The sequence below is a fragment of the Aeromonas sp. NJAU223 genome (genome assembly GCF_051125555.1).
GTDB classification, from domain to species: Bacteria; Pseudomonadota; Gammaproteobacteria; order Enterobacterales; family Aeromonadaceae; genus Aeromonas; species Aeromonas veronii_G.
In genome coordinates this window covers 4,178,769-4,197,930 of the sequence record NZ_CP144204.1, presented here as the reverse complement: position 1 = coordinate 4,197,930, position 19,162 = coordinate 4,178,769, and the positions used below count along the sequence as shown (strand labels likewise).

Here is a 19,162-nt window from a genome sequence, read left to right as displayed (position 1 = left end):
TCGCGGATAAACAACAGGCCACCCCGGGGTGGCCTGTTTGCATGGTGGAATATATCGCCATGGCTTAGTTGAGCAGCTTTTCAAGCTCCGCTTCCGCATCCGCCCTGGCCTGGTCACCCTGCTCGGCAGCCTGGCTCTCCAGCTTGTCGGCTTTCGCCTTCACCGCCCCGGCGGCGCTCGTTGTTTGTTTGGCGCTGTCGGTGGCCTGTTGCTGGACGGTGGCTGCGGCCCCGCTCGCCTGCTTGGCTCCGTTGGTCACGGCCTGGGTGGCCTGTTGCTGGACGGTGGCTGCGGCACCGCTCGCCTGCTTGGCCCCGTTGGTCACGGCCTGGGTAGCCTGTTGCTGGACGGTGGCTGCGGCCCCGCTCGCCTGCTTGGCTCCCTTGCTCACGGCCTGAATGGCTTGCTGCTGCAAGGTGGCGGCATCGCTCACCGCCTTGGCGGCCTGCTGCTGAGTGCTGGTCGCGCCGCTGACGGCCTGCTTGGTGCCGTCGGTGGCCGCCTTGGCGGCCTGCTGCTGAACGCCGGTGGTTGCACCGATGACGGCCTGCTTGGCACCGTCGGTGACCGTCTTGCTGGCCTGCTGCTGAACGCTGCTGGTTGCACCGCTGACGGCCTGCTTGGCGCCGTCGGTGACCGCCTTGCTGGCCTGCTGCTGAACGCTGCTGGTCGCGCCGCCGACGGTCTGCTTGGCGCCGTCGGTGGCCGCCTTGGTGGCTTGCTGCTGAACGCCGGTGGTCGCGTCGCCGACCGCCCGCTTGGCGGAGTCCGTCACCGCCTGGTTGGCCTGTTGCAGGGTGCCGGTGAGGCTCTTGTTCACCTGCTGGGTCGCCGCGCCGGTGGCGCCGTCGACCGCCTGTCTGGCGGAGCCGGAAATGGCCTGGGTCGCACTCTGCTGCATGGCGCCCACCATGTTGCCTAGCAATGAGCCGCCGGATCCCGTCATGGCCTTGCCGACCCCGCCGAGGGCGGTGGCGGCAGGGCTGGCGCTCTGCCAATCCTGCATGGTGCTGGGCCAGGTGGGGGTGGCCCCATTCGTGTTCTCACCGAATACCTGGGTCGCCCCGTCCCCTTTTTGCAGCATGACGGCGAGCTGGTTGGTGTCGGCGTTCCACACCATGCCTGCCTGCTTGGCGATATCCGGCACGGGGGCATAGCGGGAGACCACGTAGAACAGCGGCCCCTCCTGTTGCAGCTCATTGGCGGTCTTGAGCAACTGCATGGTGGTGTCGTAGTTGGGGCCCAGCATGGCGGTCATCCGATCCTTGATGATCGGCTGCTCGAACAGATTCGCCTCGTTCGGGTCGAAACCGACAAGGGGCTTGAGCAGGGCCCACATCAGTTGACTGGTGGGGCTCATCAGCAGGAGGGGGGCAACGCAGGCTGACAACATCAGGCTCAGGCAGGCAGCCTTGAGCAACGGCATGATACGCATTGACAACATATCCAATAATTATTTGATTAATAAGGTAATATTCTGTGCATTCCCGACAGTATCACCTGAACTGGTTCGCCTGCTCGATGGATGGAGCCAGCGGGCGCTGGCAGGCTACCATATTGCCCCCGGAATGCCAGATGGGCCGTCACTTTTTGGTCAAGTAGACGACGGCGATGGTCGCCTTTATGGATCGGGTTCTTTCGTCACAGGTCGCTTGTCATGATTAAATTCGTACTCCCGCTGTTTGCCCTTGCCGGGATCGCCGATGCCCTGGCGGATCCGGTCAAGGTGCAGACCCCTGCTCGCCATTCGGTGGGCGCGGATCTGGTGCTGCCCCTTGGCTCCCTGCCGGAACGGGTCTGCTGGTATCAGGATCAAAAGTTCTCCCCGGGGGCCCGCATCCAGCAGGGGGATATCTGGCTGGAGTGCGCCCCGCAGGATCCGCAGGAGAGCAACGGCCCGTTGGCCTGGCGTGAGCCTCAGTTGTATCAGAGCGCCCCGCAGGGGGCCCCCAATCGGCAGACGATCGTCGTGGGTCAGTGAGCGTTTTCTTGATCCAGCTACAGACACGGGCGTGATCTCTATCGCATAATGCGGCACTTTCTTCTCTCGACTGGGATCTAAGCAAATGGCTCGTCGCTCCTCCAATATGCAACGTCGTCGCAGTAGCTGGTGGTATAAACGCCTGTTGGTACGGGAACGGGCAGAGCGCGAAGCGCGTTCCGTTCGGGATTGATGATTAAATAGATGCGGGGCCTCAGGGCCCCGCATCTCCCTGTTTCCAGGAACAGAAAAGGAGGCCGCTTGGCCTCCTTTTTTATTGCCTGTCAGATGGTTAGCGCTGCAGTGCGGCCAGTGCCAGCTCGATGCGCCTGGCGTATTCGGGATCCGCCTGCTCGAAGTGCTTCAACTGGGCGCTGACGATGGCGTCATCTTCCACGTTGACCAAGGATCGCGCCAGGTTGGCGGCGAGGCGTGCACGCTGTGCCTCATCCATCAGGCGGAACAGATCCCCCGGCTGGCTGTAGTAGTCGCTGTCATAGTCGCGAAAATCGTAGTGCAGGGCCGCCCCTTCCAGGCTCAGGGCCGGTTCGTGCTGGCCGCTCGGGGTCTGGGTGCCAAAACGGTTCGGCTGATAGTTGGGGCTGGCGCCGCCGTTGCTGTCTGCTCGCATGGCCCCATCTCGGTGGGCACCGCTGAACGGGCAGCGCGGGGCGTTGACCGGCAGCAGGCCGTGATTCACCCCGAGGCGGTAGCGCTGGGTGTCGCCGTAGGAGAAGAGTCGCCCCTGCAACATGCGATCCGGCGAGAAGCCGATGCCGGGCACCACGTTGGCCGGGGTGAAGGCGGCCTGCTCCACGTGGGCGAAGTAGTTGTCCGGGTTCTTGTTGAGTTCCAGCTCCCCGAGCGGGATCAGCGGGTAGTCCTTGTGGGGCCACACCTTGGTGAGATCGAAGGGGTGGATCGCGTAGGTGTGGGCCTCGGCCTCCGGCATCACCTGCACATAGACCTTCCAGCGCGGGAAGTCGCCCCGCTCGATGGCGTTGAACAGATCCGCCTGGCTGGTTTCCCTGTCCTGACCGACGGCGGTGGCGGCCTCTTCATCGGTGTAGAAGCTGTGGCCCAGCTCGGTCTTGAAGTGGAACTTGACCCAGAAGCGCTCGTTGGCGTCGTTGATGAAGCTGAAGGTGTGGCTGCCGTAGCCGTTCATCTCCCGCAGGCTCCTGGGGATGCCGCGGTCGCTGAAGAGGATGGTGACCTGGTGCAGGGACTCCGGATGGCGGGACCAGAAGTCCCAGGCGGCGGTGGCGCTGCGCAGGTTGGTGCGGGGATCCCGCTTCTGGGTGTGGATGAAGTCCGGGAACTTCAGCGGATCGCGGATGAAGAAGACGGGGGTGTTGTTGCCCACCAGATCCCAGTTGCCCTGCTCGGTGTAGAACTTGAGGGCGAAGCCGCGCACGTCGCGCTCGGCGTCGGCGGCCCCCTTCTCACCGGCCACGGTGGAGAAGCGCAGGAACACCGGGGTCTGCTTGCCGACGGCGTTGAACAGGTCGGCCTTGCTGAACGCGCTGATGTCGTGGGTCACGGTGAAGGTGCCGTAGGCGCCCGAGCCCTTGGCGTGGACCACTCGCTCCGGGATGCGCTCACGATCGAAGTGGGCGAGCTTCTCCATCAACCAGATGTCTTGCATCAGCACCGGGCCACGGGGGCCGGCGGTGAGGCTGTTGTTGTTGTCGACGACGGGGGCGCCATTGGCGCTGTGCAGGGTCTTGTCGGTCATGATGCGGCTCCTTGTGTTGATGGAGGCACTCTACCCAAGGGGCGAAAACGGGGCCAATCGGCCATGCCTAAGTGTTTGATAGATGAACCAAATGGAGTTGGCGATGGACGCAAAGGGCGCTATGTTGGACGGATATTCACAGCGCAGGGAGGAGAGAAGATGGTTGAGATCAGGATCCGTCAGACGGAGGTCGGCGATGCCGAGGGACTGCGGGATCTCTATGCCATGCCAAGGGCCCAGGCGGGCACCCTGCAACTGCCCTATCCGGCCCTGGCCATGTGGCAGCAGCGGCTGGCGGAGCGCAGCGGCTACGGCCTGGTGGCCATGGTCGACGATCTGCTGGTGGGGGATCTCAGGCTCGCGATCGAGCCGAACCCGCGGCGCCGCCATGTGGCCTCTTTTGGCATGGGGGTGCGGGATGACTGGGCTGGCCGCGGGGTGGGCTCGGCCCTGCTGGGGGCGGCGGTGGATCTGGCGGACAACTGGCTCAACCTGCAGCGCCTGGAGCTGACCGTGTTCAGTGACAACGCCCCTGCCATCGCCCTCTATCGCAAGTTTGGCTTCGTGGAGGAGGGGCGATCCCCCGCCTACGCCTATCGCGAGGGGCGCTTCGTCGATGCCCTGCACATGGGGCGGGTGCGCCTGCCATGAGAGTGAACTTGTCATGATCGATTACCATGCCCGTTTGCGGCCCGCCATCCGGGCGCTGGAGCAGGATCCCGAGCTGAGCCTGAACGAGGTGGCGGCGCTGGCCTGCCTCTCCTGCTACCACTTCCACCGGGTCTTCACCGCCGTGACCGGCGAGTCCCCGGGCGAGATGCAGCGTCGGCTGCGCCTTGAGCGGGCCTGCGCCGCCCTGCGCTACGGCAAGGCGCCGGTCACCAGCGTGGCGCTGGCGGCGGGGTTTTCCAGCTCCCAGGCCTTTGCCAAGGCGTTTCGCAAGCAGTTCGCCATGACCCCGGGGGAGGTGCGCCGCCACCCGGAGCGGCTGCCAAACAGCAAGGCTGGACACCTTGTTGGCAAGGATGGACACGCCTTCCCCGAGGGGCGCGGGCATGATGGGGGTCAGTCAAACGAGAGGAGTTTCAGGATGAAAACCGAACAGATGAGTGCCCGTACCCTGGCCTACATTCGTGTCACCGGCCCTTATGGCGAGGGCTATGATCCGGTCTGCCAGCGCCTCTACCAGTGGGCGGCGGCGCGTGGCCTGGCGGAGGGGGAGTGGATCTTCATCTACCACGACAACCCGGAGGTGACGGCGCCCGCCCTGTGCCGTACCGACATCGGGGTGACGGTGCCGGCGGGCACGGCGGTCTCGGGGGAGGTGGAGTCCCAGCTCATCCCCGCCGGTCGCTACGCCCAGTCCCGCTACGAGATCACGGACAGAAACCAGTACGGACCCCTGTGGCAGGAGCATATCGGCGACATCGTGGCGGCCGGGCTGGCCTTCGGCGACGACCCCTGTTTCGAGCTCTATCACAGCGTGAGCCAGGATCCGCTGCGAGACGACGTGAGCTTCTGCTCCAGTGTCAGAGCCTGATGGTCAGAGACACTGCTTATTAGCCATCAGGCAGTCGATGTGGGAAGTAAATAAAGAAGGAGCCAGTGATGGCTCCTTCTTGCATCCGGGCCCGTGAGCCCCCGTCGGCAGGGTCGGTGATCCCATGCCGGATCCATGAGGGGGCGCCTGGGATCAGGGCTGGCTGGGCACCTTGTCCCGGCGGGATTTCCACCACCAGCGCAGCCGGATCTGGGAGATGAGCATGCCCGCCAGCATCAGGGTGCAGCCGACGATGGCGCGCTCGTCCAGGACTTCGCCGAGCAGCAAGACACCGCCGATGGCGGCGAAGACGGTCTCCAGACTGAGGATGATGGCGGCGTGGGCCGGATGGGCGCCGCGCTGACCCACCACCTGCAGGGTGTAGCCGATGCCGACCGATACCAGACCGGCGTAGAGCAGGGCCTGCCAGCCCGCCACGGCGCCGGTGAGGGTCGGTACCTCGATGACGAAGGCGGTGGCGAGGCTCAGCAGGCCGCACACCACGAACTGGACGCCGGCGAGGCGGATGGGGGCGACCCGGTTGGAGTAGTGATCCAGCACCAGCAGGTGGATGGCCCAGAACAGGGCGCCGACGACCTGCAACAGATCCCCGTAGCCAATGGTGAAGTCGTCGGTCACGCTGAGGTAGTAGAGCCCGGCCATGGCGATGAGGGCGCCGATCCAGGTGTTGGCCCCCGTCTTGTGGCGCAGCAACAGGCCGATGACCGGCACCAGGATGATGTAGAGCCCGGTGATGAAACCGGCCTTGGCGGCCGTGGTGTAGAGCAGCCCCACCTGCTGCAGGGAGGCGGCACTGAACAGCACGGTACCGGCGAGCAGGCCGCCCGTCAGCAGCAGGCGGCGCTCAGCGGACGGTTGCCCGGATGGCGCACTGGGTTGCCGTGACTTGAGCCACCACAGCAGGGGAAGCAGGGAGAGGGCGCCGAGCAGGAAGCGCAGGCCGTTGAAGGTGAAGGGGCCCATGTGATCCATCCCCAGACGCTGGGCCACGAAGCCCAGCCCCCAGATGGCGGCGGCCATCAATAACATCATGTTCGAACGCATGTGAATTCATCCCTGAAGCAGCATTAACGGGAGCACTCCTCGGCTCCTGTCACCACGATACCCGTGTACGGGGGGGATTGTCGCGGGATTTGCGATCGCAGGCTGACTCCGCCGCGGGCGGGCCCGGGTCAGCACCGAGGCGGCGGAGTGACCGCCACCTGTGGCGAGGAGGTGGCTACCTTGGTGTGGCTGCTGGCAGGGCCCGGGTCAGCATGAGGATTGAGGCGTGAGCGCCACCTTGGCTCAGCCGCTGGCCAGCCTGGCCAGCACGGGGATCAGGGCCAGCAGCAAGAGGTTGCCCCTGAGGATCCAGATCACCCAGAACTGCTGCTGGGTGGAGACGATGGGGGCCTGCCCCTGGCGCAGGGAGCGGCGCCAGCGATGGAACAGCCGGCTGGGGTAGCCAAAGCTGATGGCCATGACGAAGAACAGCAGCAGCTTGGTGCGATAGCCGTGATTGGCGAACAGGGCGGCGGGGCTCATGGGGTGGGCGAGCACCTGCAACACGCCGGTGATGAAGATGAGCAGCAGCGCCAGGGCCGCCAGATTGTCCGCCAGCAGCAGCTTGCGTACCTGCTCGATGGACATGCCACGCCGGAACAGGAAATAGACCGAGGTCACCGCCCCGGTGAGCGCGATCACGGCGCAATAATGGAGCGCCGTCAGCAGATCCGGGTTCAACATCTGAGCCTGTTCCTTCTCATCTTGCTCATCGCACGCTTCCTCTTGGTGCCATCTGGCAGGGCTGATATTCTGACATCAGATCGCATCGGACGGTAGCGGGGGCCCGGATTGGCCAAGGGTGACAAGCGGATTGTGACCACGCAGAATTGGTCTCTGGTTGCCAGGATGCGACTGGGGCTTGTCTTGCTATTTCTGCCGGTGCTGATGCTCGGCAGTATCTACTATCTGCACATGGAACGCAGCCTGCAAAATGACTTGCGCCAGCGCCTGCTCGCCACCAATCAACAGCTGCAACACGGCTTCATCGAACCCTATCTCAACGAACTTGAGCGCGAATTCAGCCTGATCTACGAACGGGTCAGGGTTGAGGACTTCAGCGGCCCCACTGTGCTGCACGGCGATCGCTACCGGCAGGAGTGGTCGCTCTACACGAAGATGATGGCGGATCTCATCTACGTCTACGTGGGCACCGCCAGCCGCCAGATCCTGATCTATCCCGACTGGCGAGCGGACGCCGATTTTGACCCCAGAGTGCGTCCCTGGTATCAACTGGCGAGCCAGCATGTGGGCAAGATGGTCTGGACCGAGCCCTATCTGGATTACAGCGACGGCAACCTGGTGATCTCCCTTGCTCGCGCCCTCACCGATCAACGAAATGAGGTGAAGGGGGTGGTGGCCATCGACGTGGTACTGGCTCCCTTCTCCGCCCAGCTCAACAGCCAGCCCGATGCGGGCTATCAGATGATCATCAACCGCTCCGGCAAGGTGCTGGCCTACCCGGATGCAAACCAGCTGATGAAGGCCATGCCGTATCCCAGGTGGCTCTCCCGCTTCCAGCACAACGAGGGCATCTTCCTTGACGAGGAGTCCCAGCAGTTCGTGGCCTACCGCCGTCTGCCCCACTGGAACTGGGTGCTGATCAGCGTGCAGCCGGCGGCCAGCTTCCAGGCCGTGGTGACCCGCGCCTCCTTCAACGTGCTGGGGGTCGTGGTGCTGGCCAGCGTGCTCTATGCGCTGCTGGCGCTGTTCTGGTCCCGCAACTTCAGGCGCATGCAAAACGAGCTCTCCACCATGATCCGGGAGAGCCGCTTGCGGCCGGACGGTGTGCCCCAGGGGGGGATGCGCGAGCTGAGCCGGGTCTATGCGGAGCTGGCGGAGGTGAGCAAGGATTATCACGAGGTGCGCCAGCAGGCCAACATGGACAAGCTGACCGGCCTCTACAACCGGCGCTTCTTCGATGAACGGCTGCACCATCTGCTGGCGGAGCAGCAACCCTTCTGCCTGGCCATGCTGGATCTGGACAACTTCAAGGGGGTCAACGACACCTATGGCCACCAGACCGGGGACGTGGTGCTCAGGCGAGTGGCCCATCTGGGGGCCCAGCTGCTGGGGGATCATGGCTGGGTCTGCCGTTATGGTGGCGAGGAGCTGACGGTGCTGTTGATCAACCCCGATGCGGCCTTCTGCCAGATGCTGCTGGAGCAGTACCGGGACAGGGTGGCGGCCCTCGAGTGGCGCGAGCCCGCGCTCAGGATCACCTTCAGCGGCGGGCTGGTGGCCACCGCCCCGGGTCTGGATGCCAAGGCGTTGCTGACCCTGGTCGATGCGGAGGTCTATCGCGCCAAGCGGGACGGCAAGAACCGGCTCTATTTCGGTCCCCCCATCGATCTCCCCACCCTGGCGATGCCCTGACGAGAGGCGAGTAACAGATGAATGGCAAAAGAGCCCGGCAGGGCTCCTGGTGATCAGACGGCCAGCTGCCAGCTGAGGCGTGGCCAGTCCAGTTCCTCGGCCACCTGGCGCAGGCCCGGGGCCGGGTTGACCGCATGGGGGTGAGCCACGGCCCGCAGCAGCGGCAGATCGTTGTGGGAGTCGCTGTAGCCATGACTCTCCTGCCAGACATGAGACTCCCCGCCGAACAGCTGGTTGACGCGACTGACCTTGCCTTCCCGAAAACTCAAGGTGCCCCGGGTCTGGCCGGTGAGCCTGCCCTCTTCCTCATCCAGCAGGATGGCGACGCAGTGATCCATTCCCAGCATGCGGGCCATGGGGGCCACCAGGTGTTCGCCGGAGGCGGAGATGAGCACCAGGACGTCACCTCGTTGCCGATGCCACTCGATGCGAGCCAATCCTTCCGGATAGATCCGTTCCCGCAGCACCCCTTCGGCGAAGTGCTGGCACAGGCTGTCGAGCCAGGTTCTGGGCTTGCCCGCCAGGGGTTGCAGGGTGAAGGCCATGTATTGGTGCATGTCCATCTTGCCCTGATGGTAGAGGGACATCATGGCCTGCTCCTCGGCGATCATGGCCTCCGGGGCCAGCCCCTCCGCCACCATGTACGCCAGCCAGAGGCTGGCGGAGTCCCCGGCGATCAGGGTCTCGTCCAAATCAAACAGTGCCAGTGCCATGTCCGCTCCTCGTGAGGGTTGCCGGCACCCGGGCGCCGGTGGAAAAAAGAATAGGATTCATCATCTTATGCTACCTCACAGAGCTGATCCCGGGCTATCGCCAGGGTGACGCCCGTACCCACGGGCAGCAGCTCACAGGCCGAGCGGTTGAGGGCATCCACCGTCAGTAGGCCCGCCGCGCACTCCACCTGATAGCGGATGACGTTGCCGAGCAACTGTTGCTGGCGAATGATGCCGGGCAGGCTGGGATCCTGGCTCTGGCTCCCGGCCGGCAGCAGGCTGATGGACTCGGGGCGCAGGGCCAGCCTGCCGTGGTGGCCAGTCCCCAGCAGTGCACGGGCCTGCCCGGATTCGAGCAGGTTGTAGTGACCGATGAAACCCGCCACGAAGGCGTTGGCGGGCCGGGTGTAGATCTGCTCCGGGCTGCCGCTCTGTACTATGTGACCCCTGTCCATCAGGAAGACCCGATCCGACAGGGTCAGCGCCTCCTCCTGATCGTGGGTGACGAACAGGGTGGTCAGCTCCAGGTGCTGCTGGATGGCGCGGATCTGCTGGCGCAGGCTGCGGCGGATGCGGGCGTCCAGTGCCGACAATGGCTCGTCCAGCAGCAGGATCCGCGGGCGCACCACCAAGGCGCGGGCCAGGGCGACCCGTTGGCGCTGACCGCCGGAGAGTTCACTCGGGTAGCGCTTCGCCAGCTCGGTGAGCTCAACCAGATCGAGCACCTCCCGCACGCTGCTGGCCAGCTCCCGCCCCGGTTGGGGCTTCATCTTGAGGCCGAAGGCGACGTTGTCCCACACCGTCATGTTCGGGAACAGGGCATAGCTCTGGAACACCATGCCGATGCCCCGCTGCTGGGGCGCCAGCCAGGTGATCTCTTCCCCCATGACCCGGATCTGGCCACCGTCCACCGGGGTGAGCCCGGCGAGGGCCCGCAGCAGGGTGGACTTGCCGCAGCCGGAGGGGCCGAGCAGGGTCACCAGCTCCCCCTTGCGGATGCCGAATTCGATCCCTTCGAACACCCGTGTCTCGCCGTAGGATTTATGCAACTGATTGACTTCTAAGTGGAACATGACTTGTCACCGATGGAATCTGTTGGCCGCCCAGGTGAGCAGCAGGGTCAGCAGGAAGTAGCTCATCACCAGGGCGCTGGTGAAGTGGCCCGAGGTGGATCTCATGTTGTAGAGATAGACCTGCAGGGTTTCGTAGCGGGTGCCCACCAGCATGTTGGCGAACACGAACTCCCCGAGCAGGAAGGAGAGCGACAGAAACAGCGCCGCCAGCAGCCCCTTGCGCAGGCAGGGCAGCACCACCAGGGCGAAGGCGCGGGCGCTGCTGGCACCGAGCAGGTGGGCGGCGTCCATCAGATCCTTGAGCGGCACCCCCTGCAGGCTGTTGGCCAGGGCCCGGTACATGAAGGGCAGCACCACGGTGAACCAGGTGCCGATCAGGATCCACGGCGTGCCGATGAGGGGCAGGGGCCCGTCCGCGTAGATCTGCAGCAGACCCACCGAGGAGACCACGGGGGGGACGGCGAAGGGCAGCAGGATCAGCAGATTCATCCAGGGATCCAGCCTTGGGAAGTAGTAAGCCACTACCAGCACGGTCGGAACCAGCACAGCCGTCCCCAGCAGCAGGGTGGCGAAGCAGACCAGCAAACTGCGACCGAAGGCGGCGAGGAAGCGGGGATCCCCCCAGAGCTTCAGATACCAATCCAGGGTCAGCCCATCCGGCAACAGGGTGGCGCCCCAGCGGGTGGAGATCGAATAGAGGAAGGTGGCCAGCAGGGGCAGCAGCAGGGTCGCCACCAGGGCGCCCAGCACCCACCTCGGCCAGCGCGGTGTCAGGTCACGCATGGGAGTTCCCCTTGTTCAGATAGCTTCGCTTGAGCAGCCACTGGTTGGCGGCGGTCACCACGCCCAGCAGCACCATCAGGATCACCGCCAGCGCCGCCGCCAGGTTCGGTTCGAGGAAGATGTCGCCGGAGACCAGGCTGGCCACTCGTATGGTCACCAGGTTGAAGTTGCCCGTGGTGAGGGCATAGGCGGAGGCATAGGCCCCCACCGCGTTGGCGAACAGGATGATCAGGGTGCCGAGCAGGGCGGGGGTCAGCACCGGCAGGGCCACCTGCCACACGTATTGGCGCGGGCTGGCACCGAGCAGGGCGGCGGCCTGGGGCCAGTCATCCTGCAGGGCGTCGAAGGCCGGGTAGAGCAGCAGCAGGGCCAGGGGGATCTGGAAGTAGGTGTAGATGAGGATGAGGCCGCTGCCGGAGTAGAGGTTGAAGCCGTCGATCCAGCCCCAGGATTTGAGCAAGAGCGTGATGGCGCCGTTGATGCCGAGGATGATGATGAAGGCGAACGCCAGCGGCACCCCGCTGAAGTTGCCGGTCATGGTGACGAAGGCCAGCAGCAGGCGCTTGACCCCCTCGCCGCTGTGGCGCAGGGCCGCCGCTCCCAGGGTGCCGATGGCGAGCCCCGCCAGGCTGCTGATGCCGGCGATGCGCAATGAGTTGCCGAAGGATTGCAGGTAGAAGGGAGAGCCCAGGATCTCCTGATAATGACCCAGCCCCCAGCCATCCGGGGTCTGCAGGCTGCCCACCAGTACCCATACCATGGGGGCGAGCTGGAACAGGATCATCAGCAGCGCGAACGGCAGCAGCACCAGGGCGGGCAGCCAGTGACGGCGGGCGCGGCCCTGGCGCGCGCCTTGTGTTGTCAGGGTATCAGTGGCGGCAGGCATCATCAGTGGACCTCCCGGTTCTGGCCCGTCTTGAGCAACTGGGGGCCCCTCGGCTTGTCGTGGGACACGCCGAGCAGGTCCGCCATCAGGGCGCAGAGCTGGGTCTGCTGGATCGCGGGTCCGGCCGGCCACTGGGCCACGAAGGCATCCCCGAACAGCCAGAGCGGCACCTGGCGCTCGGCGGGCAGGGTGCCGCCATGGCTGCGATCCTCGTTCATGCCGTGATCCGAGGTGATCAGCACCTGATACCCCTCATCCAGCCACTGGGGCAGCAGATCGGCCAGCAGGCTGTCCATGCGCCGCGCCTGGTTGCGGTACTGGGGGGAATCGAGGCCAAATCGGTGGCCCGCATCGTCCACCCCCATGGGATGGATCAGCAGGAAGTCCGGGTCGTACCGGCTGCGCAGCCACTCGCCGTCCAGCAGCAGGTGACTGTCGGGGTAGCCGTCGTCCCAGTAGAAGCAGCCGTGCTGGATGGGCAGTTGTTCGTCATGGGTGAAGCGATCCCGCAGCGGTTGCCAGGGGCTCTGGTTGTAGAGTTCGCTGACCCAGTGATAGGCCGCGGCGGCGGTACGTTTGCCACCGGCGCGGGCCAGATGGAAGATGGAGTCGTGCTGGCTGAGGCGGCTGATCCCGTTGTGGGTGATGCCGCTTGTCACCGGGGGCACGCCGGTCAGTATGCATTCGTAGAGTGGCCGGGAGAGGGAGGGCAGGGCGCAGAACAGGGTCGTGAACAGGCCGCGCTCTGCCTCCACCATGCCTTCGAGGTAGCCCATGGTGTGGGCTACCTCGGCAGACAGGCCATCCACAAGTACCACTATCACCTTGTGTTGCACTGGCACTCCTTACTGCATGTTGATCATGACGGTTTCCTGCCACTGGCGGGGCAGGGCCTTGGAGCTCTGCTCCCAGGCGGCGTGATCCTGGACCGGCTTGGCGTTGGCGTACTGCTCGGTCGGCAGCAGCTTGGCCTTCACGTCATCCGGCAGCACCACGTTGTCGCGGATGGGGCGGGCATAGCCGCGGGCCAGGTTGACTTGACCGGCATCGGAGAGGATGTACTCCCGCGCCAGCTTGGCGGCGTTGGGGTTCTTGGCCCACTTGTTGATGATGGTGGTGTAACCGGCGATGACGGAGCCGTCGCTCGGGATCACCACGTCAAACTTGGCGGGGTCTATCTGGTCGCGGTAGTTCAGTGCGTTGAAGTCCCACAGCACCCCCACTTCCACCTCTCCCTTCTCGATATTGGCGATGGTGGGATCGTTCAAGGACAGGCGGCCCTGCTTGGCCAGCTTGCCGAACAGCTCCAGCGCCGGTTTCAGGTTCTTCTCGCTGCCGCCGGTGGCATAGGCCGCCGCCAGCACGCCGTTGTTGGCCTGGGAGGCGACGCCCACGTCACCCAGGGTCACCTTGTAATCGCCGCCCAGCAGGGATTGCCAGCTGGTGGGGGCGGCCTTGACCAGATCCTTGTTGATCAGGAAGGCGATGGTGCCGGTGTAGGCCAGCATCCAGTGGCCGTCCGCATCCTTGGCCCAGTTCGGAATGTCCGCCCAGGTGGAGGGTTTGTAGGGCTGGGTGACCCCTTGCTGCACGGCGACCGGCCCGAAGGCACCGCCCACATCGCCGATGTCGGCGGTGGCGTTGGCCTTCTCGGCGGCGAACTTGGCGATCTCCTGGGCCGAGCTCATGTCGGTGTCCTGGTGCTTGATGCCGTAAACGCTGCCGATCTGCTGCCAGGTGTCCTTCCAGTTCGCCCAGCTGTCGGGCATGCCGACGCTGTTGAGCTGGCCTTCGCCGCGGGCGGCCTTCTCCAGATCCGCGATATTGTCTGCCGCCAACAGCGGCTGGCTGATGGCCACCAGGGCCAGTGCACTTACGATCACGCTTTTCATCATCCCATCCCTCTGGACTAGGTCAGTTAAGGTTCGAGAGGGATGCTAGGGGGCAAATGTGACGCTGGCGGGGCAGTTGAGTGGCAGTTTGATGACAATGGGCGCAAGGGTTGTGGTCACGCTGGTCGGTGGGTTCCTCTTGCATCATCTGCGTGCCTGTCACCGGCTTGTCATTCTGTCGGGGTACAACGTTGCCCCAACGCCGCTGGCATAGGCCAGTCATCAGCAGGACCCGATCGTGAGCCAGAGCCGAATGCCTTCCAAGAGTGAACAGATATGCCAGATCCTGCGCCGTTACATCGGCAGCGGCCAGCTGGGGGCGGGGCAGCAGCTGCCTGCCGAGCGGGCCCTGAGCGAGCGCTTCGCCACCACCCGCATCACCGTCAAGGAGGCGCTTTCGAGCCTCGAAGCGGACGGCCTCATCTACCGAGCCGAGCGGCGCGGCTGGTTCGTGGCACCCCCCAGGCTCACCTACGACCCCGCCATCCACACCCATTTTCATCAGTGGATTGGCGAGCAGCAGCGCATGGCAGAGACCCGGGTCTTGGCCCACGGCAGCGCCCTGGCCAGCAGCGAGCTCTGCCACTGGATGGGGCTGGCTCCGTTTACCCCGCTCTATGAGATCAGGCGCCAGCGGCTGATCGACGGGCGGCCCGTGCTCCACGTCAGCCATCATCTGCTGGCGAGCCGCTTCCCGGATATCGCGAATGCCCCCCTGGCCAGCTCCCTCACCGAGCTCTACCGGCATCGCTATGGCATAGGCCAGGGCGGGGCCAGCCTCGAGATCACTCCTTCGGCGGCGCGCGGAGCCATCGCCCAGGCCCTCAATCTGGCGGAGGGGAGCGCCGTGCTGCGGTTGGTGCGGGTCAATTACGACGAGGCGGGGGCGCTGGTGGACTGCGACATCGAGCACTGGCGATCCGATGCGATTCGCATCTGTCTGGATACCCGAACCCTGGTGCCACCACGAGGGATGCACGCTCCCGTGCTGGCCGACAGCCCGGGCGCCGTGCCAGGGTGAGGGAGTCAAAGCGCGCCACGCTGGTTCGTCGAGGGACTGGTCTGGGTTGGAGTGAAAAAGGATCCTGCCAGTTTGATGGCAGGATCCTGATCCTGGGAAGGGATCCCGGCGGATCAGTTGTCGATATTGGGGATCAGGTCGTCGAAGCTCTGGTAGCCGCAGTCGGCCAGTTGCAGGGACATGGTGTAGGTCTTGCTGTCTTCCCGCTGGCCGATGGCGGGGCGGTTCAACTTGAGCTCCTGATGCCAGTACTCCTTCATGCGATCGATCAGCGCCATGGCCTCGCTCTCGTTCAGGTGCAACTGGCACAGGGCCATATAGTTGTTGGACTTGTGCATGTTCTCCACCAGATAGTCCCCCAGCACCGACATGGCCTGGCGTGCCTGCTGGCGGGCGAAGCGGCTGTGCTGCTCGAAGCTGATGCGCTCGCTGATGAGGAAGTGGTAGCTGTTGTCGATGCCGAGCTGCAGTATGCCGAGGCGCTCCAGCTTGCGCAGATAGAGATAGCAGGAGGCATCGGTGAGGCCATAGTCCCGCTTCAAGTCCACCAGGGCCTTGTCACGCCAGAAGATGTTGGCGAGGAAGGCGTAGAGGCCGGGCTCCTTGTGAAATGCCTCGTCCTGCTCCTGGGTGAAGACGGCGCGCCGGCTCTGGGCATCCTGGGTCTTGTCCAGCAGCTCTTCGAACGACAGCCCCACCAAATGGCAGATCTCCAGCAGGGTATCGAACGGCAGGGAGGGCTTGTTCATCATCCGTTTGACGGTGGCGATGGAGACGCCCATGGCCTCCGCCAGGGTCTGGTAGCGGATCCCCTTGTCGGTGAGGGTCTTCTTCAGGGTGTCGAGAATGTGGTTGGCCAGGGTCTGGCTATAGGTCATGCAATTATTCCTTTATCTGCATTTTTAGTCGTGTCAGAAAGTGAGAGTTTTTATGGTTTTGGGCTCAGAAATTGACACCTTGAAAAACCAGAGGAAATAAACCCGGCGATAACGGCTGAAATGGACTGACCAGTGAGGTAGCAAGGTGGCAGATTATGACACTCCATGGTGCATATCCTTCAACCTTTCAACATTTTGCTGGTGATGCATATTACATCGCACATAATTCAACACGAATCGGATTCATAACCTTCCTGGTTGAGAAAACGATTGTTTGCTTCCAATTTAAGGGTTTTTTAAACCGTAAGGTTTTTATTCTTTCCTGGCATTGAGCGGAGCTCGCAAGAGATCCGCTTTTTCTTTTCTCCGAATCTGAGCCCGCCGTCAAGGAAGAGGCGCATCTTTCGCCTCTTTCCCCCCGCTCGCCGTCATTTCGGTACTCAATCGATTCAGCTTTATGTCTCCTTGCAGGGGAACAGCCTGGGGATCTCCCGGATCAGCCAGCTCTTGGCCTTGCCCATGGTATCCCGCCGCCAGGCCAGGGCGACCTGGACCTGATGACGATACTCGGGCCCTATCACCTTGAGCCTGCCCGCCTTGATGTCTTCGGCAATCCAGCTCATCGGCATGGTACCGACCCCGATCCCCGCCAGCAGGGCGTCACGCTTCTCGGCCATGGTGCTGACGGTGAGGCGCGGCTGCTTGTCGAGCAGGCGGTAGGTGAGCACGGGTTTGCGCAGGGCGGAGTCGGCGATGGCGATGGCGCGGTAGCGGCGCAGGGTATCGTCCGCCAGTGGCTCTGCCTCCTGATGCAGGGGGTGATCCGGGTGGGCCACGTAGAGCATCACCTCTTCCTGCAGTATCTGATGCTTGATGCCGGTCAGCATGATGTCGGGGTTGAGGGTGGCGATGAGCAGATCGGCGCGGCCATCTTCCAGCGACTCCCAGCTGCCCGCCAGCACTTCGGCCCGCAGCCGCAAGCGGGTGTCGGTCAGCTCGGCCAGGCGCTCCACCAGCGGATAGAGCAACTGGATCGGCACCAGGGCATCGACGGCGATGGTGATGTCGGTCTCCCAGCCACGGGCCAGGGCCCGGGTCTCCCCCACCAGATGTTCGGCCGCCTCCAGCAGCACCCGACCCCGCTCCAGCAGCATGCGCCCGGCGGGGGTGAACTTGGTGCGATGGCCGCTGCGATCGAACAGCATGGCATCCAGTTCATCCTCCAGCTTCTGTACCGTGTAGCTCAGGGCCGATGGCACCTTGCCCAGCTCATCGGCCGCCGCCGCAAAGCTGCCCCGGCGATCGATGGCATCCAGCACCCGGATGGCTTCCAGGGTCAGGGCCCGTTCCTTGTTCGTCTCCTTGGCCATATCTAACCTTCAATTTTTTTGAACATGTTTGCCAGATTATCTCGCTAACAACTTAGGGCAACTCACCCTAATATTCAATCATCGCTTCGGCAGGAGAGCCGAGCGGCCAAATAATCGGTAGTTCAGGGCCGTGACACCCCAAGGGGTGAAGTCTGATGTCGGTGAAAGAACAACACCATATTTGAATGACCTCTTGCATGGATGCATTGATTCGGGCCAGTCGGCCTTGGCAATGACATATAAAACAAGAGAGTGAATGAACATGAAAAACGTAATCAAGATGCTGGCCGTTGCAGGCCTGATGACCGCTGGTGTGGCTCACGCTTCCGTCCCCGCTGACTTCAGCGCCGCGCCGGGTGTGCTGGTTGTGAACTGGCAGGCGAGCGCCGCCATTGACGGCAAGTCCAACCCCATGCTGGAGGTGCGTGACGAAGCCGGTGATGTGCTCGCCTCGGTTCATGCGAACCTGACCGGCACCCAGATCGTGAAGATCCCGAGCCGCACCCAGGGCAACCTGACGGTCAACCTGGGCAATGAAAGCAGCAATTACCGCATCCCGTTCGGTCTGGGTGACGGTCGCCAGCGTTAATACACGCCTTGCTACATGAGGAGCACACCATGATGAAATTGAGAGCCGCAGCAGAACGAGGTCACGCCAACTTTGGCTGGCTGGATGCCCGTCACAGCTTCTCGTTCGGTCACTACTATGACCCGGACTGGATGGGACACTCTGTCTTGCGAGTCATCAATCAGGATCGGGTGTCGCCGGGTGGCGGTTTTGCCACCCACCCTCATGCCAACATGGAAATCCTGACCTGTGTGCTGAGCGGCACCATAGAACACAGGGACAGCCTCGGTCATGCCGAGCAGATCCCGGTGGGAGAGTTCCAGTTGATGAGCGCAGGCTCCGGCATCCGCCACAGCGAGTACAACCCCTCGCAGACAGAGCCGCTCTCCCTGCTGCAGATCTGGATTGAGCCGAACGAGTTCGGTACCGAACCGGGTTATCAGCAGAAGAAGATTGAAACCCAGCCCGGTATGACCCTGGTGGCGTCACCGGACGGGGAAGCCGGATCCTTCAGGATCCGCCAGCAGGCCCGGGTATGGCGACTGCAACTTGCACATGGGGAATCCCTCGAATGGGCATTGCAAGGACGCCACGGTTACCTGCATATGATTTCGGGGGAGCTGACTGGCAATGGTCTGGCTGCCCAACCCGGCGATGGTCTGCTCAGCCGTGATGAGCAGAGTTGGTCGCTGATGGCTTCGCAAGACAGTGAAGCCCTGCTGTTTGATCTGCCGTGATTTATAAATCATGGTGAAATTAATGAGTTACTAAATCGGTCTTACACTATTTAACGAGTGATGAGTAATCAAAGGAATCTGGAGATGGACAAAATGAGAGACGTGGCACTGCTGGTGGGTCGTGTATTGCTGGCACTGATGTTTGTGGTGGCTGGCTGGGGCAAGATCGGCGGTTATGCCGGTACCCAGGGGTATATGGAAGCCATGGGGGTTCCCGGATTCATCCTGCCGCTGGTGATCCTGCTGGAGCTGGGTGGTGGTCTCGCCATCATGCTGGGCCTGTTCACCCGTAGCCTCTCCGTGCTGATGGCCGGTTTCACCCTGATGGCTGCCTTCATCTTCCACTATCAGCCTGCCGAGCAGATGCAGATGCTGATGTTCATGAAGAACGTCTCGGTGGCCGGTGGTTTCCTGGCCCTGGCGGCGGCCGGTGCCGGTGCCTTCAGCCTGGATGCCCGCCTCGGCAAGAACTGGTAATGCCCTGATAGTTGAAGTTTTCCAACGCCTTTGGCCGGTGCGAGTGCACCGGCCTTTTTATTGT

At 63.5% G+C, this 19,162-nt stretch carries 21 protein-coding genes; 9 read left to right on the top strand and 12 right to left on the bottom strand.

Going from position 1 to position 19,162, the window contains the following annotated elements; all coding sequences use genetic code 11:
- Positions 1-64 precede the first annotated feature (64 nt).
- Positions 65-1,435, bottom strand: coding sequence for a hypothetical protein (locus VZC39_RS19340; RefSeq protein ID WP_434664578.1), 1,371 nt, complete (start codon positions 1,433-1,435; stop codon positions 65-67).
- Between VZC39_RS19340 and VZC39_RS19335 the strand changes: the two genes are divergently transcribed.
- Both VZC39_RS19335 and VZC39_RS19330 read left to right on the top strand, forming a co-directional pair.
- Positions 1,425-1,661, top strand: coding sequence for a hypothetical protein (locus VZC39_RS19335; RefSeq protein WP_349920063.1), 237 nt, complete (start codon positions 1,425-1,427; stop codon positions 1,659-1,661). The two genes, VZC39_RS19340 and VZC39_RS19335, sit on opposite strands and share 11 nt — an antisense overlap.
- The gene (locus VZC39_RS19330) at positions 1,658-1,981 is read left to right on the top strand and encodes a YnjH family protein (RefSeq protein ID WP_434664577.1); all 324 of its coding nucleotides are present in this window, start codon (positions 1,658-1,660) and stop codon (positions 1,979-1,981) included. Before VZC39_RS19335 ends, VZC39_RS19330 begins: the two co-directional genes overlap by 4 nt.
- A 292-nt stretch (positions 1,982-2,273) precedes the next feature.
- Here the strand turns inward: VZC39_RS19330 and VZC39_RS19325 are convergent, their stop codons facing one another.
- On the bottom strand, positions 2,274-3,719 hold the full coding sequence (locus tag VZC39_RS19325) for a catalase (protein ID WP_434664575.1): 1,446 nt from the start codon (positions 3,717-3,719) through the stop codon (positions 2,274-2,276).
- A 159-nt stretch (positions 3,720-3,878) separates the two neighbouring features.
- Between VZC39_RS19325 and VZC39_RS19320 the strand changes: the two genes are divergently transcribed.
- Positions 3,879-4,370: a GNAT family N-acetyltransferase gene (locus VZC39_RS19320; protein ID WP_434664573.1), complete on the top strand. Its 492-nt coding sequence runs from the start codon at positions 3,879-3,881 to the stop codon at positions 4,368-4,370.
- A gap of 13 nt (positions 4,371-4,383) precedes the next feature.
- Positions 4,384-5,259 (top strand): AraC family transcriptional regulator, encoded by an 876-nt coding sequence (locus tag VZC39_RS19315; protein WP_434664572.1) that lies wholly within the window; start codon positions 4,384-4,386, stop codon positions 5,257-5,259.
- 153 nt (positions 5,260-5,412) lie between these two features.
- On the opposite strand, the gene VZC39_RS19310 is transcribed toward VZC39_RS19315, so the two are convergent.
- Together VZC39_RS19310 and VZC39_RS19305 are read right to left on the bottom strand one after the other, a co-directional pair.
- Positions 5,413-6,324, bottom strand: a complete 912-nt coding sequence (locus tag VZC39_RS19310) for a DMT family transporter (protein WP_434664570.1) — start codon at positions 6,322-6,324, stop codon at positions 5,413-5,415.
- A 243-nt stretch (positions 6,325-6,567) separates the two neighbouring features.
- A complete protein-coding gene (locus VZC39_RS19305) occupies positions 6,568-7,008 on the bottom strand; it encodes a DUF2214 family protein (protein ID WP_434664568.1) in 441 nt (146 codons plus the stop codon).
- Positions 7,009-7,173: 165 nt separating this feature from the next.
- Here VZC39_RS19305 and VZC39_RS19300 point away from each other — a divergent pair, with 165 nt between their 5' ends.
- On the top strand, positions 7,174-8,700 hold the full coding sequence (locus VZC39_RS19300; RefSeq protein WP_434664566.1) for a sensor domain-containing diguanylate cyclase: 1,527 nt from the start codon (positions 7,174-7,176) through the stop codon (positions 8,698-8,700).
- 53 nt (positions 8,701-8,753) lie between these two features.
- Here the strand turns inward: VZC39_RS19300 and VZC39_RS19295 are convergent, their stop codons facing one another.
- The 6 genes from VZC39_RS19295 to VZC39_RS19270 form a co-directional block, all read right to left on the bottom strand.
- On the bottom strand, positions 8,754-9,413 hold the full coding sequence (locus tag VZC39_RS19295) for an HAD family hydrolase (RefSeq protein WP_434664564.1): 660 nt from the start codon (positions 9,411-9,413) through the stop codon (positions 8,754-8,756).
- Positions 9,414-9,478: 65 nt separating this feature from the next.
- Positions 9,479-10,486, bottom strand: a complete 1,008-nt coding sequence (locus VZC39_RS19290) for an ABC transporter ATP-binding protein (protein ID WP_434664563.1) — start codon at positions 10,484-10,486, stop codon at positions 9,479-9,481.
- 6 nt (positions 10,487-10,492) lie between these two features.
- Positions 10,493-11,269, bottom strand: coding sequence for an ABC transporter permease (locus tag VZC39_RS19285; protein ID WP_434664561.1), 777 nt, complete (start codon positions 11,267-11,269; stop codon positions 10,493-10,495).
- Positions 11,262-12,158: an ABC transporter permease gene (locus tag VZC39_RS19280; RefSeq protein ID WP_434664560.1), complete on the bottom strand. Its 897-nt coding sequence runs from the start codon at positions 12,156-12,158 to the stop codon at positions 11,262-11,264. The genes VZC39_RS19285 and VZC39_RS19280 overlap by 8 nt, the downstream gene beginning before the upstream one ends.
- Positions 12,158-12,991 carry an alkaline phosphatase family protein gene (locus VZC39_RS19275; protein ID WP_434664559.1) on the bottom strand — a complete coding sequence of 278 codons (834 nt, stop codon included), beginning with the start codon at positions 12,989-12,991 and terminating at the stop codon, positions 12,158-12,160. Before VZC39_RS19275 ends, VZC39_RS19280 begins: the two co-directional genes overlap by 1 nt.
- A 9-nt stretch (positions 12,992-13,000) precedes the next feature.
- A complete protein-coding gene (locus tag VZC39_RS19270; RefSeq protein WP_434664557.1) occupies positions 13,001-14,047 on the bottom strand; it encodes an ABC transporter substrate-binding protein in 1,047 nt (348 codons plus the stop codon).
- Positions 14,048-14,300: 253 nt separating this feature from the next.
- Here VZC39_RS19270 and VZC39_RS19265 point away from each other — a divergent pair, with 253 nt between their 5' ends.
- Positions 14,301-15,068, top strand: coding sequence for a UTRA domain-containing protein (locus VZC39_RS19265; protein WP_434668522.1), 768 nt, complete (start codon positions 14,301-14,303; stop codon positions 15,066-15,068).
- 113 nt (positions 15,069-15,181) lie between these two features.
- Here the strand turns inward: VZC39_RS19265 and VZC39_RS19260 are convergent, their stop codons facing one another.
- Together VZC39_RS19260 and VZC39_RS19255 are read right to left on the bottom strand one after the other, a co-directional pair.
- Entirely contained in the window at positions 15,182-15,946 is a 765-nt protein-coding gene (locus VZC39_RS19260) for a helix-turn-helix domain-containing protein (RefSeq protein WP_349920041.1), read from the bottom strand.
- A 455-nt stretch (positions 15,947-16,401) separates the two neighbouring features.
- The gene (locus tag VZC39_RS19255; RefSeq protein WP_434664556.1) at positions 16,402-17,316 is read right to left on the bottom strand and encodes a LysR family transcriptional regulator; all 915 of its coding nucleotides are present in this window, start codon (positions 17,314-17,316) and stop codon (positions 16,402-16,404) included.
- A 256-nt stretch (positions 17,317-17,572) separates the two neighbouring features.
- Between VZC39_RS19255 and VZC39_RS19250 the strand changes: the two genes are divergently transcribed.
- The 3 genes from VZC39_RS19250 to VZC39_RS19240 all read left to right on the top strand — a co-directional run bounded on the left by VZC39_RS19250 (position 17,573) and on the right by VZC39_RS19240 (position 19,098).
- Entirely contained in the window at positions 17,573-17,905 is a 333-nt protein-coding gene (locus VZC39_RS19250; RefSeq protein WP_349920037.1) for a hypothetical protein, read from the top strand.
- A gap of 29 nt (positions 17,906-17,934) precedes the next feature.
- The gene (locus VZC39_RS19245; RefSeq protein WP_349920035.1) at positions 17,935-18,621 is read left to right on the top strand and encodes a pirin family protein; all 687 of its coding nucleotides are present in this window, start codon (positions 17,935-17,937) and stop codon (positions 18,619-18,621) included.
- Between the two features lie 84 nt (positions 18,622-18,705).
- Positions 18,706-19,098 (top strand): DoxX family protein, encoded by a 393-nt coding sequence (locus VZC39_RS19240; RefSeq protein WP_349920033.1) that lies wholly within the window; start codon positions 18,706-18,708, stop codon positions 19,096-19,098.
- Positions 19,099-19,162 lie beyond the last annotated feature (64 nt).

Excerpts from the sequence above, each read along its gene's own strand:
- VZC39_RS19330 (WP_434664577.1), top strand. The coding sequence starts at position 1,658 with ATGATTAAATTCGTACTCCCGCTGTTTGCCCTTGCCGGGATCGCCGAT.
- VZC39_RS19265 (WP_434668522.1), top strand. The coding sequence starts at position 14,301 with ATGCCTTCCAAGAGTGAACAGATATGCCAGATCCTGCGCCGTTACATC.
- VZC39_RS19245 (WP_349920035.1), top strand. The coding sequence starts at position 17,935 with ATGATGAAATTGAGAGCCGCAGCAGAACGAGGTCACGCCAACTTTGGC.
- VZC39_RS19260 (WP_349920041.1), bottom strand. The coding sequence starts at position 15,946 with ATGACCTATAGCCAGACCCTGGCCAACCACATTCTCGACACCCTGAAG.
- VZC39_RS19340 (WP_434664578.1), bottom strand. The coding sequence starts at position 1,435 with ATGCGTATCATGCCGTTGCTCAAGGCTGCCTGCCTGAGCCTGATGTTG.
- VZC39_RS19250 (WP_349920037.1), top strand. The coding sequence starts at position 17,573 with ATGAACATGAAAAACGTAATCAAGATGCTGGCCGTTGCAGGCCTGATG.
- VZC39_RS19300 (WP_434664566.1), top strand. The coding sequence starts at position 7,174 with ATGCGACTGGGGCTTGTCTTGCTATTTCTGCCGGTGCTGATGCTCGGC.
- VZC39_RS19295 (WP_434664564.1), bottom strand. The coding sequence starts at position 9,413 with ATGGCACTGGCACTGTTTGATTTGGACGAGACCCTGATCGCCGGGGAC.
- VZC39_RS19315 (WP_434664572.1), top strand. The coding sequence starts at position 4,384 with ATGATCGATTACCATGCCCGTTTGCGGCCCGCCATCCGGGCGCTGGAG.
- VZC39_RS19280 (WP_434664560.1), bottom strand. The coding sequence starts at position 12,158 with ATGATGCCTGCCGCCACTGATACCCTGACAACACAAGGCGCGCGCCAG.
- VZC39_RS19285 (WP_434664561.1), bottom strand. The coding sequence starts at position 11,269 with ATGCGTGACCTGACACCGCGCTGGCCGAGGTGGGTGCTGGGCGCCCTG.
- VZC39_RS19335 (WP_349920063.1), top strand. The coding sequence starts at position 1,425 with ATGATACGCATTGACAACATATCCAATAATTATTTGATTAATAAGGTA.
- VZC39_RS19240 (WP_349920033.1), top strand. The coding sequence starts at position 18,706 with ATGGACAAAATGAGAGACGTGGCACTGCTGGTGGGTCGTGTATTGCTG.
- VZC39_RS19290 (WP_434664563.1), bottom strand. The coding sequence starts at position 10,486 with ATGTTCCACTTAGAAGTCAATCAGTTGCATAAATCCTACGGCGAGACA.
- VZC39_RS19325 (WP_434664575.1), bottom strand. The coding sequence starts at position 3,719 with ATGACCGACAAGACCCTGCACAGCGCCAATGGCGCCCCCGTCGTCGAC.
- VZC39_RS19255 (WP_434664556.1), bottom strand. The coding sequence starts at position 17,316 with ATGGCCAAGGAGACGAACAAGGAACGGGCCCTGACCCTGGAAGCCATC.
- VZC39_RS19320 (WP_434664573.1), top strand. The coding sequence starts at position 3,879 with ATGGTTGAGATCAGGATCCGTCAGACGGAGGTCGGCGATGCCGAGGGA.
- VZC39_RS19270 (WP_434664557.1), bottom strand. The coding sequence starts at position 14,047 with ATGAAAAGCGTGATCGTAAGTGCACTGGCCCTGGTGGCCATCAGCCAG.
- VZC39_RS19310 (WP_434664570.1), bottom strand. The coding sequence starts at position 6,324 with ATGCGTTCGAACATGATGTTATTGATGGCCGCCGCCATCTGGGGGCTG.
- VZC39_RS19305 (WP_434664568.1), bottom strand. The coding sequence starts at position 7,008 with ATGTTGAACCCGGATCTGCTGACGGCGCTCCATTATTGCGCCGTGATC.